This is a genomic window from Nocardia sp. NPDC058244 (assembly GCF_042882065.1).
Lineage (GTDB): Bacteria > Actinomycetota > Actinomycetes > Mycobacteriales > Mycobacteriaceae > Nocardia.
The window spans coordinates 1-14,674 of the sequence record NZ_JBHVWX010000018.1; the positions used below are offsets into that span (position 1 = coordinate 1).

General features: G+C 70.0%; 14 protein-coding genes. 4 read left to right on the forward strand and 10 right to left on the reverse strand.

Features of this window, described 5'->3' with window-relative positions; all coding sequences use genetic code 11:
- Positions 1–602 precede the first annotated feature (602 nt).
- A complete protein-coding gene (locus ACFVW6_RS34445) occupies positions 603–1,091 on the forward strand; it encodes a transcriptional regulator (protein WP_355284974.1) in 489 nt (162 codons plus the stop codon).
- 60 nt (positions 1,092–1,151) lie between these two features.
- Here ACFVW6_RS34445 and ACFVW6_RS34450 read toward each other — a convergent pair whose 3' ends face one another.
- Positions 1,152–1,556 carry a hypothetical protein gene (locus tag ACFVW6_RS34450; RefSeq protein ID WP_355284971.1) on the reverse strand — a complete coding sequence of 135 codons (405 nt, stop codon included), beginning with the start codon at positions 1,554–1,556 and terminating at the stop codon, positions 1,152–1,154.
- A 79-nt stretch (positions 1,557–1,635) separates the two neighbouring features.
- Positions 1,636–3,132 (reverse strand): flavin-containing monooxygenase, encoded by a 1,497-nt coding sequence (locus ACFVW6_RS34455; RefSeq protein ID WP_378833616.1) that lies wholly within the window; start codon positions 3,130–3,132, stop codon positions 1,636–1,638.
- Positions 3,133–3,174: 42 nt separating this feature from the next.
- Here ACFVW6_RS34455 and ACFVW6_RS34460 point away from each other — a divergent pair, with 42 nt between their 5' ends.
- From ACFVW6_RS34460 to ACFVW6_RS34470, 3 genes are read left to right on the forward strand one after another with little or no spacing between them, the layout of a single operon-like run.
- Positions 3,175–3,750 carry a YdcF family protein gene (locus ACFVW6_RS34460; RefSeq protein ID WP_378833728.1) on the forward strand — a complete coding sequence of 192 codons (576 nt, stop codon included), beginning with the start codon at positions 3,175–3,177 and terminating at the stop codon, positions 3,748–3,750.
- Positions 3,751–3,807: 57 nt separating this feature from the next.
- Positions 3,808–5,412, forward strand: coding sequence for a GMC oxidoreductase (locus tag ACFVW6_RS34465; protein ID WP_378833618.1), 1,605 nt, complete (start codon positions 3,808–3,810; stop codon positions 5,410–5,412).
- 30 nt (positions 5,413–5,442) lie between these two features.
- Positions 5,443–6,165: a VIT family protein gene (locus ACFVW6_RS34470; protein WP_378833621.1), complete on the forward strand. Its 723-nt coding sequence runs from the start codon at positions 5,443–5,445 to the stop codon at positions 6,163–6,165.
- Between the two features lie 6 nt (positions 6,166–6,171).
- Here the strand turns inward: ACFVW6_RS34470 and ACFVW6_RS34475 are convergent, their stop codons facing one another.
- The 8 genes from ACFVW6_RS34475 to ACFVW6_RS34510 all read right to left on the reverse strand — a co-directional run bounded on the left by ACFVW6_RS34475 (position 6,172) and on the right by ACFVW6_RS34510 (position 14,671).
- On the reverse strand, positions 6,172–7,746 hold the full coding sequence (locus ACFVW6_RS34475; protein WP_378833623.1) for a Na+/H+ antiporter: 1,575 nt from the start codon (positions 7,744–7,746) through the stop codon (positions 6,172–6,174).
- A 53-nt stretch (positions 7,747–7,799) separates the two neighbouring features.
- Positions 7,800–8,414 (reverse strand): hypothetical protein, encoded by a 615-nt coding sequence (locus tag ACFVW6_RS34480; protein ID WP_378833625.1) that lies wholly within the window; start codon positions 8,412–8,414, stop codon positions 7,800–7,802.
- Positions 8,415–8,550: 136 nt separating this feature from the next.
- A complete protein-coding gene (locus tag ACFVW6_RS34485) occupies positions 8,551–9,510 on the reverse strand; it encodes an MlaD family protein (protein WP_378833627.1) in 960 nt (319 codons plus the stop codon).
- Complete coding sequence (locus ACFVW6_RS34490; protein ID WP_378833630.1) at positions 9,507–10,556, reverse strand: MlaD family protein; 1,050 nt, start codon at positions 10,554–10,556, stop codon at positions 9,507–9,509. The genes ACFVW6_RS34485 and ACFVW6_RS34490 overlap by 4 nt, the downstream gene beginning before the upstream one ends.
- On the reverse strand, positions 10,553–11,641 hold the full coding sequence (locus ACFVW6_RS34495) for an MlaD family protein (RefSeq protein ID WP_378833633.1): 1,089 nt from the start codon (positions 11,639–11,641) through the stop codon (positions 10,553–10,555). The genes ACFVW6_RS34490 and ACFVW6_RS34495 overlap by 4 nt, the downstream gene beginning before the upstream one ends.
- Positions 11,641–12,648 carry an MlaD family protein gene (locus ACFVW6_RS34500; protein ID WP_378833635.1) on the reverse strand — a complete coding sequence of 336 codons (1,008 nt, stop codon included), beginning with the start codon at positions 12,646–12,648 and terminating at the stop codon, positions 11,641–11,643. The genes ACFVW6_RS34495 and ACFVW6_RS34500 overlap by 1 nt, the downstream gene beginning before the upstream one ends.
- Positions 12,636–13,640 (reverse strand): MlaD family protein, encoded by a 1,005-nt coding sequence (locus ACFVW6_RS34505; RefSeq protein WP_378833638.1) that lies wholly within the window; start codon positions 13,638–13,640, stop codon positions 12,636–12,638. Before ACFVW6_RS34505 ends, ACFVW6_RS34500 begins: the two co-directional genes overlap by 13 nt.
- The gene (locus ACFVW6_RS34510) at positions 13,640–14,671 is read right to left on the reverse strand and encodes an MlaD family protein (RefSeq protein WP_378833640.1); all 1,032 of its coding nucleotides are present in this window, start codon (positions 14,669–14,671) and stop codon (positions 13,640–13,642) included. The genes ACFVW6_RS34505 and ACFVW6_RS34510 overlap by 1 nt, the downstream gene beginning before the upstream one ends.
- Positions 14,672–14,674 lie beyond the last annotated feature (3 nt).

The following is a 14,674-nucleotide window of genomic DNA, read 5'->3' on the forward strand; positions in this document are numbered from 1 at the left end:
GGGGGTATGAGAAGCGGAACCAATAATAATATTGGCACTGACATTCATCGACACACTATTGAGTTCTCAAAGAACACACGCACAAGCATCCACCCACAACATTTCGCAGGGGCTTCAGCAGGGCAAGGGTTCAAACTTTAGCGCGGGCGATCCACCGAAGCAAGTCCGGAAGACAGTGAGCCCGCACACATGATCAGTCAGGCGCTCATCGTCCTACCTCGTTTCCCTGTGCGATCCGCTAGCCTCGAGAGGCTCGGCGGTTCGGCACCGGGTCGGTGTCCGTGTCGCTCTGACTCGAATTAAGTTACGCAGCCGCGAACGCGAAGTCAAATCGCCTGGTAGACGCGGTGTTTCCCGAGGTTTTCGCACCTGACCGCGACCATTCGCCTGCGAGACCCGGCGGTCGAGCCGATGCCGGCGGCAACCCGCTTGTCGCGGCGATCCATTGGCAACTGATCATTCGTCCAGCTCTCGACGATCTTCGAAACTTCCCCCCACCTGCCGACATGACATGACACACGTAGACACCCCACCCCCTCCGAGATACAGTTTGCCGACGTTCAGCAATTTTCCAGTTAACGTCAGGGTGGAAGGAGGCCGAGGTGACGGAGGATCTCGACTCGGTCGAACGTCGCGCCTGGAGCGCGGTGGTCACCCTCGCGATGCGAGTGCCGAGCGCGCTCGACTCGCGGCTGCAACGCGAGTTCGGCGTGACCCATTTCGAGTACCGGGTCATGGCCCTGCTGCGGGAGGCGCCGGACCATCGGATGCAGCTGAGCCTGCTCGCGGCCCGCGGGCACGGGTCCATCTCCCGGCTCTCCCACGTGGTGTCCAAGCTGGAGCGGGTGGGCTGGGCCAAGCGGGCGGCGGCGGAATCGGGACGTGGCGTGGACGCGGTGCTCACCGAGACCGGGCTGGCCAAGGTGGCCGAGGCGACGCCGGAGTACCTGGTCGCGGTGCGCAGGCTGGTCCTCGACGGACTCGACGAGCCACAGAAGGCCGAGCTGGCCTCGCTGGGGGAACGGATCTCCGACCATCTGCTCGACACCCTCGGCGAGCCCGACGCCGGCGAACCGACCCTCGCCCGCTGACCTCCTACGACACGACGCCGCCCCGGTCGCTGACCGGGGCGGCGTTGTCGGTGGCGGGGATCAGGCGTTGTCGGGGCGCCAGGTGGCCACCGCCCAGATCACCACGACGCTGATGATGATGATCAGGATCGACCACCACGGGTAGTACGGCAGCCACAGGAAGTTCGCGATGATCGCGAGTGCGGCGATCACCATCGCCGCCACCCGTCCCCAGGTCTGACCGGCCAGCAGGCCGATCGCGACGATCACGGCGATCGCGCCCAGGACGATGTGCCACCAACCCCAGGCTGTCAGGTCGAACTGGTAGAGGTACTCGGGCCCGACGACGATCAGATCGTCGTTGGCGACAGCCGAGATACCTTCGAGGATCTGCAGGACACCGACCACGGCCAACAGAATGCCTGCGCCGATGGATGTTCCTGCCGCGATTCCCTCACGTACCGGGTGCTGATTCTGATCTGTCATCGCTCGGCCTTCCCGTCGGGTCAACGGATGTGCCACCACGGCACACGCCAACGGTAGAAACCCGACGGGGCCGCGCGCCTCACCCGTTGTGGGTGAACTCGCCTACCCGGCGGACCGGGCGCAATGTCTTGCCGAGATCGGTGCGCAGGGTGAACAACGTGTCCAGCAGGTAGTTCTGCCGGACCCGCCACGGACGGCGGTCGCCCTGCCGGGGGAACAGGGCGATCGAGCGCTGGATGTAGCCGGAGTTCAGGTCGAGCAGCGGGCGTTCGCTCAGCTTGCCCGTCGGCTCCGGGACGACGGCGGGCACCCCGGTCCGGTCGATGTGAGCGAGGACCTTGCAGACCAGGCGCGAGGTGAGATCGGCGCGCAGCGTCCACGAGGCGTTGGTGTAGCCGACGCAGATCGCGAAATTGGGCAGGCCGGTGAGCATCGCGCCCTGCCAGACGAACTGGTCCGACAGCGGGACCGGGGTGCCGTCCACCGAGGGCGCGATCCCGCCGAAGGCGAGCAGCCGCAGGCCGGTGGCGGTGACGATGATGTCGGCGGGCAGGACCTTGCCCGACGCGAGCTGGATGCCCTCGGGGACGAAGCGGTCGATCCGGTCGGTGACGACGGTCGCCTTGCCCTTCTTCATCGCCTTGAAGAAGTCGGCGTCGGGCGCGGCGCAGAGGCGCTGGTCCCAGGGGTCGTAGTCGGGGGTGAAGTGCTCGGCGACCAGCTTGTCGTCTTTGAGGATGCGGGAGGTGAGGCCGGTGAGCAGCTTGCGCGCGGCGGCGGGGCGGCGACGGCAGTACTGGTAGAAACCGATGTTGAACAGGATGTTCTTGGTCCGGATCAGCCGATGCGCGAGGTCGGCGGGCAGCGCTTCGCGGATCTTGTCGGCCTGCTTGTCGCGGCCGGGCACCGCGCTGATCCAGGTGGGGGTGCGCTGGAGCATGGTGACGTGCTCGGCCTCGCCGGCCAGCGAGGGCACCAGGGTGACCGCGGTCGCGCCGCTGCCGATGACGACCACCCGCTTGTCCCGCACGTCCAGATCGGTGGGCCAGAACTGCGGGTGCACGATGGTGCCGTCGAAGTCGGCGCGCCCGGTGAACTCGGGGGTGTGCGGCTGCAGATAGTCGTAGTAGCCGGCGCAGGCGTAGAGAAAACCGCAGGTCAGGGTGCTCAGTTCGGGGCCGTCGGGGCCCTCGTGGGCGATGGTGAGCTGCCAGCGCGCCTGCGCCGACGACCAGTCGGCACCGATCACCCGGGAACCGAAGCGGATGCGCCCGTCGATGCCGTTCTCCCGCGCCGTCTCGCGGATGTAGTCCAGGATCGCGGCGCCGTCGGCGATGGAGCGGGCCGCGCGCCAGGGCTTGAACGGGTAGCCCAGGGTGAACATGTCCGAGTCGGAGCGGATGCCCGGGTACCGGAACAGGTCCCAGGTACCGCCGAGATCGGCGCGGGCCTCGAGGATGGCGTAGCTGCGGTGCGGGTGTTCGGTCTGCAGCCGGTACGCGGCCCCGATGCCGGACAGTCCGGCGCCGACGATGACGACGTCGAGGTGTTCGGGGGCAACGGCGGAGTCGGTCATGGGGTCCAGTGTGCACCCTTCGCTATCCTCGATGCAGTGTCGATCTTTCGACGTGCGGGATGGTTGCTCGTCGGCGCACTGGTCATCGTGCTGGGTACGGCAATCGCCGGATGGCCCGTCTTCGTCAACCCGCAGCTGGACCCGCTGCGTCGCGCCGATGTGATCGTGGTGCTCGGCGGCACCCCCTACGAACGCTTCGACCTCGGCATCGAGCTCGCCGAGCGGGGCTACGCGCCCGAGGTGCTGATCTCGCAGTCCACCGGGGCCGACGACCCGATGATGGACAAGTACTGCGGCGGCCGATTCGCCTTCCGGGTCTCGTGTTTCCTGCCCGATCCGTGGACCACCGACGGCGAGGCGCGCGAAATCGTCCGGCGGGCAAAGATTTACGGCTGGCGCCACATCATCGTGGTGACGTTCACGCCGCACATCTCCCGCGCCCGCTACATCGTCGGCCGGTGTTTCGACGGCGAGATCACCATGGTCGCCAGTCCCACCGACACCGGGCTGGAATTCTGGGCGTGGATGTATGTGCGCCAATCCGCCGGGTACGTGCGGGCTTTCGTGAACCAGCATTGTGAGACCTCCGGAAATTCCGCGTCCCGGCTTCTAGAGTGACACCAAAGCGCGGCCGGGTGCCGGGCCGCGCGGGTGGCACGGGCGAGAGGACCGCCGATGCTGGTGGAGGATCTGCGCACCGTCGGCGACGACGCGCTGCGCGCCCAGATCTGCGTCATCGGCTCGGGCCCGGCCGGGCTGACGGTCGCCACCGAACTGGCCGCGGCGGGACTGCAGGTGCTGGTCCTGGAGAGCGGTGACCACGACATCGGTCCCACTGAAACAGAATTCGCCGCCATCGACAGCATCGGCGCGCCACGCCTGCCACCCGACCGGATCGCGGGGAGCCGGGTGCTCGGCGGCAGCTCGCGGGTCTGGGCCGGGCGCTGCGGCCTGCTCGACGATCTCGACTTCGCCACCCGGCCGTGGGTCCGCCGCTCGGGCTGGCCGATCGAGGCGACCGCGCTGCGCCCCTACGCCGACCGCGCCGCCGCGCACGCCGGACTCGGGCACGGCGGCGGGTTCACCGACGCCGAGTTCTGGTCGCTCGCCGGCCGTCCGGCACCCGCCGCCGGGCTCGACACCGCGTCCCTGCGCCCGTATTTCTGGCAGTTCAGCCGGGACCCGGTGAACCGGTTCGACAGTAAACGCTGGGGTCCCGCGGTGCGCGATGTCCTCGCGCCGACCGCGCGGGTGCTGGTGAACGCGACCGTCACCCATCTCGACACCGATGCCACCGGGGCGCATGTGAACTCGGTCGAGGTGACCGGCGCGGGCGGACGCGTGCGCACCGTGGAGGCGCGGCTGTTCGTGCTCGCGGCGGGCGGGATCGATACGCCACGGCTGCTGCTGGCCTCGCGGCGCACCGTCGCGGGCGGCATCGGGAACCGATACGACCAGGTGGGGCGCTATCTGATCGATCATCGCAGCGGCGTGGTCGGCGCCCTGTCCCCCGCCGCCGCGGGCGCGGCGCTGGCCCGGTTCGGCAAGTACGTGGTGCGGGGACCGCGCGGCAAGCACACCTACCTGCACGGGCTCGCCCTGTCTCCCGAGGTCCAGCGAGGGGAAGCGCTGCTCAACTGCGCGCTGTGGTTGCAGGAGGTCACCGCGCCCGACGATCCGTGGGACGCGGTGAAGCGGGTGCTCGGCGGACGGGGCCGCTGGCAGGACGGGCGGATCATGGTGTCGGACACCAGGCTGCTGCTGGCCGGCGCGCGGCGCAGGCTGATCGATGGGGTCGGGCTGCCGCATCGGCTGACCGGGGTCGAGGTGTGGGCGATGGTCGAGCAGGCACCCGATCCGGAGAGCCGCGTGCGGTTGTCGCAGCGCACCGACCCGGTGGGAATGCCGCTGCCCCAGGTGGATTGGCGCGTCGACGCGCGCGAGGACGCCACCGTGCGACGAGCGACGGCGCTGCTGGTGGCCGAGTTCGCGCGGCTCGGGCTGCCCGCGCCGGCGATCGTGCCCGCGGCCAGGGCGGGCAGTACCGAGCCGCTGGCGCTGGCCGACCGGGCGCATCCGAGCGGCACCACCAGGATGTCGGCCGATCCCCGGCACGGGGTGGTCGACCGGCACTGCCGGGTGCACGGCGTGGACAACCTCTATATCGCGGGCAGTTCGGTCTTCCCGACGAACGGGCATGTCAACCCGACGCTGACGGTGCTCGCGCTGGCCGTGCGCCTGGCCGACACCCTCCGCGAGGTTCTGCGCGCCCAGCGCTGATCCGGCCGCGACCCGGATTAGGCTGACCGGGTGCAGGACTCGTCTTCGACCATCCATCCGCACGAACCGCACGCGGAGGGACTCGCGTCGCGGTTGAACTGGCTGCGCGCCGGGGTGCTCGGCGCGAACGACGGCATCGTGTCCACCGCGGGTCTCGTCGTCGGCGTCGCCGCGACGACGAACAACACCCACACGATCCTCACCGCGGGCGTGGCCGGCCTGGTCGCGGGCGCGATCTCGATGGCCGCGGGCGAGTACGTGTCGGTCAGCACCCAGCGGGACTCGGAGAAGGCGCTGCTGGCCAAGGAGCGCCGGGAACTGGCCGAGGATCCCGCGGCGGAACTGGCCGAGCTGACCGGGATCTACGAGGCCAAGGGGCTCAGCCCGGCGACCGCCCGCACGGTGGCCGAGGAACTCACCGCCCACGACGCGTTCACCGCGCACGCCGAAGCCGAACTCCGACTCGATCCCACCGAGCTCACCAATCCGTGGGCCGCGGCGGGTTCGTCGGCGGTCGCGTTCACCTGTGGCGCGCTGCTGCCGCTGATCGCGATCGCGATCCCGCCCGCGCAGTGGCGGGTCCCGGTGACCTTCGCGGCGGTGCTGCTCGCCCTTGCCCTCACCGGATCGGTGAGCGCGCGGCTGGGCGGCAGCCACCGGGGCAAGGCGGTGCTGCGGGTGGTGCTCGGCGGCGCGCTGGCCATGGCGATCACCTACGCGATCGGCATGCTCACCGACACGCTGGGCGGTTGACGCCGGTCAGCGGGTCGGCCCGAGATCGAGCCTGCGGGTGACCCGGTCGACGACGTCGGGCGGCATGCCGGGTTCGCGGCGGGCGGCCTGGGCCTCGCGCCTGCCCGCCTCGAGGACGGCCGAGCGGACGGCCCGCAGCTGCGAGGCGAGTTTGCGTTCCTGATCGAGGGCGGCCTTGGCGTCGGCGTCGGCCGCCTCCGGGTCGGCCTTGGCCGAGAGGTGGCGCAGCGTGTCCTTGATGTCCTCGTAGACGTCGTCGGGCAGGCCGTCGCGGGCGGCGATCATCTTCAGCTCGGCGAGTTCGGCCCGCACCACCCTGGTCCACAGCTGCTGTTCGACCGCGCGTTCCTGGCGGGTGTCGGCGTGCACGCCGGTGATCCGCACGACCAGCGGCAGGGTGATGCCCTGCACGAGCAGGGTGAACAGGACGACGGCGAAGGCGACGAACAGGATCTCCGAGCGGGCCGGGAAATCCGCGCCGGAGTCGATGGTGAACGGCACGGCCAGCGCCAGCGCGACCGTGGCCACCCCGCGCATCCCCGCCCACCAGGTGACGATCACCTCGCGCCAGGTGAACGGCTCGTCGGTGTAGCGCCAGAGCCGGGTGCTCACCGCCCAGGTGACCAGCAACCAGGCCAACCGCAGCAGCACGACGACCGCGATCACCGCGACGGTGACCCCGGCCAGCGACGGCCAGCCGTGCCCGGTGGTCTCGATGACCACGCGCAGTTCCAGGCCGATCAGCGCGAACGCGAATCCGGTGATCAGCATTTCGGCGATGTCCCAGAACGCGTCGGCGACCAGGCGGTAGTCGCGGTCGCCGATCTCGGTCACCGCGTCGGTGAGGTACAGCGCGCACACCAGCACCGCGAGGACCGCGGAGCCCTCCCAGTGCTCGGCGACGCCGTAGGCGACGAACGGCAGCAGCAGGCTCAGGGCCACCTGGGCGGTCGCGTTGTCGAGGTATTTGGTGAGCTTGCTGCCCACCCAGCCGAGCACCAGGCCGACCACGAGACCGACCACCGCGGCCAGCACGAAGTCACCGAGGGCGTGCCACGGCGAGAACAGGCCGGTCACCACGGCCTGGATGCCGACGGTGTAGATGACGATCGCGGTGACGTCGTTGAACAGGCCCTCCCCGCCCAGGGTGACGATCAGCCGGCGGGGCAGGCCGAGTCTGCCCGCCATCGAGGTGGCGGCGACCGGGTCGGGCGGGGCGACCAGCGCGCCGAGCACCACGCCCGCCGCGACGGCGGTCGCCGGGTTCCAGGCGTGGAAGACCGCGGCCACCGCGACGGCGGTGACGATCACCAGCCCGACCGCGCGCAACGCGATGATCTGCCAGTTCTCGGCGAACTGCCGCCAGGAAGTGCGCCGGGCGGCGGCGTAGAGCAGCGGCGGGAGGACCAGCGGCAGGATCAGTTCGGGTGGGATGTTCAAGCTCGGGACGGCGGGGATCAGCGCGAGCAGACAGCCGAACACCGTCATCAGGATGGACGGCGCGATCCCCAGCCTGCCGCCGAGCGATTCGGCGAGCACCGTCACGAGCAGGATCACCAGAGTGAGTACCAACTGGTCCATAGCGGATCAGTCTCACCGACGGTGGCGACGGGCGGCGGCCGACCCGCCGCCCGTCACGGCAGCACGGCCGCGGCGGGCGGAACGAAGATCGGCGGCAGCGGGAACGGCAACTGGATGACCGGCGGGGGCGGGGGCGGCGGCGGGGGCGCCGGTTCGGGCGCCGGGATCGGCTCGGGTGCGGGCGGGGGCGGCGGCGGCGCGTAGACCGGCGGTTCGTACACCGGGGGCGGTTCGAACGCGGGCGGCGGCGCCTGGACCGGCGCCGGTTCGGGTGGCGGCGGCTCCGCGGGCGGCGGGGGCGGCGGTGCGGGGGCGGCGGGTACCGCGGCGTCGGGAGTGGTCATCGTGCACTGCCACTGACCGTCGGTCTCGACCCGCCAGTGGGCGACGATGCCGCCCGCCGAGCAGTTGCCGCCGACCCGGCGGGCCGGCCACGGTGGCGCGAAGGCGACTTCCTGGCCCGCTACCTCGGCGTCGACCGGCAGGCCGTTGGCGTCCGAGCCCATCGGATTGACGGTCGACGGATCGTTCTCGTCGCCCTGATTCGCCCGCAGCACCAGCCCGAGCGCCACCACCAGCGCCAGCAACGCGGCCAGCACCGCCGCGATCGCGATCACCCGGGTACTGCCTCCGGTCCCCTGGTCGGGATCCTCGCCGCCGTCTGCCATGGATCGCACCGCCTTCGCCCAGTGGACTCGGACTGCCTCGTCCAGCAGGCTACCGCACGGTTGCTCGAACCGGGCCCGGCTCGAGCCGACTACCACTGGCCAGGGAGTATACCTATATTCAGTGGTTGCCGGATGTTTACCTGATCGCGACCCTGACCTTCACCGCATCGGCGTCGGTGTTGTGCAACGCCTGCGCGATAAGTGTGCTGAGGTCGATCTGCGGGCCCGTCGCGGTGATCGACTCGGTGAGCGGACGCAGTCCGGGCAGCAGCGCCGAGAGCTCGGGGCCGAGCTCGTTCAGCTTGGCGGTGAGCTGCTGGAGGAACGGCACCAGGCCGCCGTCGCGCAGGTACATCTCCGGGTCACCGCCCGCCGCGCTGACCCGCCCGACCGACTCGACGAACTCGTCGATGACCTGACTCAGCCGCACGAAGGCGGGCGCGGCGGCCGAGGTGGCCGGTCCGGCCCAGCCGATGTCGCCGGAGACGTACTCGAAGTTGTTCTGCAGCTCGGCGATCGCGGGCGCCCGGCTCATGATGGCCGCGGCGAGCAGGTCGCCCGCCCTGGCCAGCTCCGGGATGACGTTCTCCGTACCGGTCATCGCCTGCCCGAGCGTGTCGACGAGCGATCCGACGACCGCCGGGTCGAGCTGCTCGACGGTCTTGGTGACCAGCCGCGCGACCTCGGGGATCGACATCGGCGTGCGCACGTTCTCCCCGGACAGCCGCTGGCCGTCGGTCAGATACGGCCCGTCCGCGCTGCGCGGCACGAACTGCACGTACGGCTCCCCCAGCGAGGACAGGTGCTCGATGGTGACGATGCTGCTCATCGGCACCTTGTTCGCGGCGCCGAACTCGAAGCCGACCCGCACGCCACCGGTGGCCGAGGTTTCGACCGCGGTGACCTTGCCGATCTCGATGCCGGTCAGCAGGATCGGCGAGCCGACGCTGAGGCCACCGGAGTTCGCCAGTTCGATCGAGGCCTCGGTGTAGTCGGCGAACGGGTCGACCCGCACCACCCCGAAGGTCAGGTAGCTCGCACCGAGCACGGTGATGGCGGCGATGCCGCCCAGCGAGGCGAGGGCACCGATCTTCATCGCACCATTCCGATCATCCGCAGCGCGGTCACGATCTGCTCCACCTGCTCCTGTTCGGCGACCCGCACGCCGGTGACGTTCACCTTCGGGCCGCGTTCGGCGAAGGGAATCACCTTGTCGCGCAACAGCGCGGTCAGCAGGGCCATGTTCGTCGACGAGCGCAGATCGGCGGAGCCGCCGGTGGCCAGCGGCAGGAACGCCGTCGCCGCCGCGTCGCCCGCGTTCGCGATGGGCGCCAGCCAGGTCAGCGAGGAGCCGACCGGGCCGAGTGCCAGGAAGATGGCCATGGTCTCGGCGATCGAGTCCTGGGTGCCCGAGAGTGCCCGCACGGCTTCGGGACTCAGGATGTGGGTGAGCTCGGCGTCGATGCCGACCATGATCTCGGCATTGGCGGCCAGGCCATTGACCAGCAGGTCGACCTGGTCCAGATGCGCGGCCAGATCGGCGGCGTCGGCACCCATCACCGCCGAGATCCGCGCGGTCTCCTTGGGATCGGCGGGCATCACCGAGTTGACCCGGCCGATCATCTCCTGCAGCTGACCGATCGCGCCGCCCTGCACGAACAGCGCCATGGTGGCCATCGTGTCTTCCAGCTGCACCGGCGGTTTCGTGCGTTCGATCGGAATGGTGCCGCCGTCGCGCAGCAGCGTGCCGAAGCCGTCCTTCGGGGTGGTAAGCGCGACGTGGATGTCGCCGAGGATGGTGTCCTGGCGCAGTTCGGCGATGGTGGTGGTCGGCAGCCGGACGGAGTCGAGGATGTCGGCCTCGACGACGACATACCCCCCGCGACCGGCGGGCGCGTCGGCGGGCTGGATCACCCGGACGGTGTCGACGGTGCCGATCTCGGCGCCGTTGGCGATCACCTTCGACTTGGCGGGCAGGTTCAGCGCGCTGCTGAACTCGATCTGCACGCGATAGGTCGGGCCGGCGACGGTGGAGCCGGGCACCGGCACCTCGGCCGGGTCGAAACCGCAGCCGCCGGCCGCGAGACCGGCCGCTACCACCAGCGCGATCATGGTGCGCCGCAGTGTCTTACGCGAGTTCATCGGGCACCTGCCATTCCCAGCACGACCTGCACGAGGTTCACATCGGTCAGGCCCTGCGCCGGATCGGCGCACTGCCCGGGGAGCAGCGCGTTCACCGCGGCGCAGACCTGGTCGGCCTCGCCGCCGGGCAGCGCCACCTTCGGCGCGGCGTAGGTGATCGCGGTGCCGCCCGCGGCGCTCTGGAAGGCCGAGGTCAGCGCGGGCATCTTCAGCACCACCTCGCGCAGCGATCCGACGTTGGCGCGCAACAACTTCACCAGCGGGACGGCGCCGTCGAGGGCGCCGATCAGCGGGTCACCGAGGATGGTGGTGACGTCGTTGAGCATCGGCAGCAGCTCGCGCAGGCCGTCGAACAGCGTGGTCGCGGGGCCGAGCAGGTCGTCGGAGGCCTGGTTGAGCAGCGGTGCCAGCCGGACCAGCATCGTTTGCAGGTCACCCCAGTTGGCGGCGACCCGGTTCGAGACCGAGGCGAACGCGTCGAACAGACCGGCCAGGTGGCCGATGTCGGCGTCGGGCTTGTTCATCGCCGAGCCGAGCTTGTGCACCAGTTCGTTGACGGTCGGGCCGACGCCCTCGGTCGCGCGGTCCAGCGAGGACAGCCCGTCCACGAGCGCGCTCGGCTGCCCGGCCTCGACGCCGGAGAGCTCTTCGGACAGGCTCGCCAGCGCGGTCAGCGTCTCGGTGATGGACTTGGGCGTCAGCGTCTTGGTGATGCAGCCACCGGTGAACTTCGTGGTGTCCTTGCCGCTGGACAGCACGGCCAGATTGCGGTCGGCGGCAACGGAATACGCGACGGTGGTCGCGGAAGCGTCGGCGTAGACCGGATGGTCGGCGTCGACCTCGAACTCGACGCGCACCTTGGCGCCCTCGTTGCGCACCGCGGTCACCTCGCCGACGTCGATGCCGCGCATCGTGACGTGGTTGCCTGGGTACAGCCCGATCGCGTCGGGCATGAGCGCGCAATAGGATTCGGTCTTCTTCAGCGGATCGAAGGTGACGAAGTAGCCGGCGATCACCAGCACCGCCAGCACGCCGACCCCGGCGATCGACATGAAAGCCTGGGATCCGAGCAGTCGTTTCAGCATCAGCACGCCTTCCCCGGCAGCGGCACGCAGACGCGCGCGCCGGACTGGTCGACCACGACGCCCGCGTCCGGGGTCACCAGCTGCGACAGCTTGGTCTGCAGGTCGTGCACGGTCCCCAGGACCGGCTCGAACCCGCCTTCGAGCTGCTGCAGTCGCGGCAGCGCGTCGGCCAGTGCCTGGGCCTGCGGTTTCAGCGTGGAATCCCAGCTGGGCGCGAGCCCGGCGAGCCGATTCACCACCGAGACCAGCAGCCGGACCGCCTCGGCCAGTTCGGCCTTCTTGCTCAGCAGCACGTCCTCGAGCATGTTCACGTTGTCCATGAGCCGACCCAGATCGGACTTGGCGCCGTCGTACATGGAGATGTACTCGTCGAGGATCGCGATCGACTTCGACACCTGCGAGCGCTGCCGGTCGAGCATGTCGACGTATTTGCCGACGGTGTCGAGGGTCGAGCGCAGTGCCTCCGGGGAGGCCGCGATCGCGGTGTTGGCGGCGGCCAGGTTCTTGCGCACGGTGTCGCCGTCGACGGCGGCCAGCGGCGTGGTGGCGTCCTGGAAGGTCTCGATCAGGCTGTAGGGCAGGCGGATTCGATCGGCCGGGATCGGCTGTTCACCCAGCGGTCGCGAACCGGCCGGGTAGAGCGCGACGTAGTGGCCGCCGACGACGGTGAGCATGCGCACGTCGAGGGAGGTCTGGTCGCCGACGAAGACGTCGGAGTCGACGGTGAACTCCATCAGCACCTTGTCCGGCTTCAGTTCGAGCGAGACGACGCTGCCGACCGAGATACCGGCCAGGCGTACGTCGTCGCCCTCGCGCACGGACTGCGCCTCGCTCAGCTCGGCGGTGTAGGTGTGCTTGCCCAGCGGCACCACGTAGATCACCGCGGCGCCGATCATGAACAGCACCACCAGGCTCAGGCCGATGATGCCCATCCGCAGTTCGCGGGCGCGCTTGCCCGCCTCGTCCAGGATCGGGCGATCACCGGCGAAGAACTTCAGGCGTTGCATACCGTCACCTTCTGTCCGGCGATCAGCACCTGCAGCGGCGCGGGCACCTGGGCGGCGCCGTTGCTGCAGTGCGGCGTGAAGTCGGCGAAATCGCGGGACAGCGACGCGTCGACCGTGGCGAGCAGCCCGGGCAGCCGCCCGAAGACCGCGACCGCCTCCTGCGGGTCGGGGAACAGGCCGCGGATCATCGCGTCGACCTCGGCGCTGCCGCCCTCGACGAGGCCGAGCGAGGCCAGCAGCCGGTCGACCGGGGCGAGCACCGACGGCGCGGTCATCGCGAACTGCGCGACACCGCCGATATTGCGCTGCATCGCCTCGAAGATGTCGGTGAGCCGGGCCAGCAGCGGCAGCAGGTAGCCGACGCGGCCGCCGTGCCGGTCGCCCAGCGTCGACAGGTTGCGGATCAGGGTGTCGATGACCTGCTGGCGGTCCTCGGCGTAGCTCGCGAGCTGGTCGATCGCGGTCAGCGCGGGGCCGAGGCCGCTGCCGTCACCCTCGATGACGGCGAGCATGCTCGCGGTGAACTGGTTGATCGCCTCCGGCGAGAGCGTCGCCAGCACCGGCTTCAGGCCGCTGAACAGGCTGGTCACGTCGAACGACGGGACGGTCATGTGCGCGCCGATCCGGGCGTCGGCGGCGATCCGCGTGCCCGGGTTGGGCGCCTGCTGCAGGTCGATGTAGCGCTGGCCGGTCAGGTTCTGGTAGCGGATGGCCAGCTTGCTGTTGTCGTAGATCGGGGTGTCGGTCTTGACCGTCAGGTGGACTTTGGCCTTGTCGCCCTCGAGGCTGATCTTCTCGATCTTGCCGACCTGCACGCCGAACATCCGCACGTCGTTGCCGACCTTGAGGCCGTTGGCGTCGGTGAACAGCGCGTCGTGGGCCTCGGTGTCACCGGAGACCGGGCGCTTGATCAGGGTGAAGACGAGTCCGAGCACGGCCAGCATGACCAGCGAGAACACGCCGAGTCGCAGTGCGACACCGCGAATCTTCATCACGCACCGGCCTTTCCGAACAGCGGCACCGCGATGGCGGGCACGCCGCTGAGCTCGACGTCGAGGTTGAGCACCGGGCCGTTCGGGCCGTCGGGCATGGCGCCGCGCAGGTTGGTCAGCAGGGCCTGCAGGTCGGCGCCGGTCTGCCGCGCGTTCGGCGACATCTGGGCCAGCGCGAACAGCATCGGCGCGAGCATGTCGGTGGTCTCGGCGAAGTGGCCGCCCGCGGTGGTCAGCGTGGTGGTCAGGGCGGGCAGGATGCTGCCGCCGATCACGCCGACGCCGATGTCGTAGCGGTCCTTGTCGACCTGGGTCACCTTGATGTCGCTGAGCTTGTCGATCACCTGCATGGTGGCGCCGGCGAACTGGCCGCCGCCGTCGAAGGCGGGGCCGAGCTTGCCGAACAGCTCCGAGGGCGACACGTCCTGGTTGTCGGCGATGGTCTTCGCCATCGTGATCAGCGCCTGGACCAGCGGGGTGAAGGCCTTGAAGTCGGCGGCCAGCTGGGAGATGACCGTGGCCATCTGCGGGCTGGTCACCGTCATGCCGACCTGCGAGAGGCTGCGCAGGATCGCGCTCATCGTCGCGTCGTAGACCCGCGCGGAGTTGGCCCCGGTCAGGTCGAGCACCGCGCCGGCGCGCAGCGGCGCGCCGCCGGTGCCGCGGCGCAGCTCCAGCTCGGCGATGCCGAACAGGTTGGTCGGGGCGTAGTCGACGGCGAGACTGTCGTCGATGCCGTGCAGGCGGTCGGCGTCGAGCAGCAGCGAGATCCGCTGGGTGCCGCGCTCGCCGGGGGTCACCTCGGCGACCTCGCCGACGGTGACGCCGTCGATGCGGACCTGGCTGCCCGCGCTGATGCCGTCACCGAGGTGTTCGGTGTGCAGCGCGATCCGCAGGCCCTCTTCGGTCTTCAGCGTGCGGTAGCAGACCGTGGCGAGCACGACCGCGGCGATGAGGCCGAGGATGATCGCGCCGGTCAGCCGCGCGGTGCGCCGATCGGCGGCGACGCCGGGCATTCCGTAGTTAGGCACTAG

What these genes read in the sequence shown, in the direction of transcription:
- ACFVW6_RS34450 (WP_355284971.1), bottom strand. Translation starts at nt 1,556, where the DNA reads ATGACAGATCAGAATCAGCACCCGGTACGTGAGGGAATCGCGGCAGGA.
- ACFVW6_RS34455 (WP_378833616.1), bottom strand. Translation starts at nt 3,132, where the DNA reads ATGACCGACTCCGCCGTTGCCCCCGAACACCTCGACGTCGTCATCGTC.
- ACFVW6_RS34465 (WP_378833618.1), top strand. Translation starts at nt 3,808, where the DNA reads ATGCTGGTGGAGGATCTGCGCACCGTCGGCGACGACGCGCTGCGCGCC.
- ACFVW6_RS34475 (WP_378833623.1), bottom strand. Translation starts at nt 7,746, where the DNA reads ATGGACCAGTTGGTACTCACTCTGGTGATCCTGCTCGTGACGGTGCTC.
- ACFVW6_RS34480 (WP_378833625.1), bottom strand. Translation starts at nt 8,414, where the DNA reads ATGGCAGACGGCGGCGAGGATCCCGACCAGGGGACCGGAGGCAGTACC.
- ACFVW6_RS34485 (WP_378833627.1), bottom strand. Translation starts at nt 9,510, where the DNA reads ATGAAGATCGGTGCCCTCGCCTCGCTGGGCGGCATCGCCGCCATCACC.
- ACFVW6_RS34490 (WP_378833630.1), bottom strand. Translation starts at nt 10,556, where the DNA reads ATGAACTCGCGTAAGACACTGCGGCGCACCATGATCGCGCTGGTGGTA.
- ACFVW6_RS34495 (WP_378833633.1), bottom strand. Translation starts at nt 11,641, where the DNA reads ATGCTGAAACGACTGCTCGGATCCCAGGCTTTCATGTCGATCGCCGGG.
- ACFVW6_RS34500 (WP_378833635.1), bottom strand. Translation starts at nt 12,648, where the DNA reads ATGCAACGCCTGAAGTTCTTCGCCGGTGATCGCCCGATCCTGGACGAG.
- ACFVW6_RS34505 (WP_378833638.1), bottom strand. Translation starts at nt 13,640, where the DNA reads ATGAAGATTCGCGGTGTCGCACTGCGACTCGGCGTGTTCTCGCTGGTC.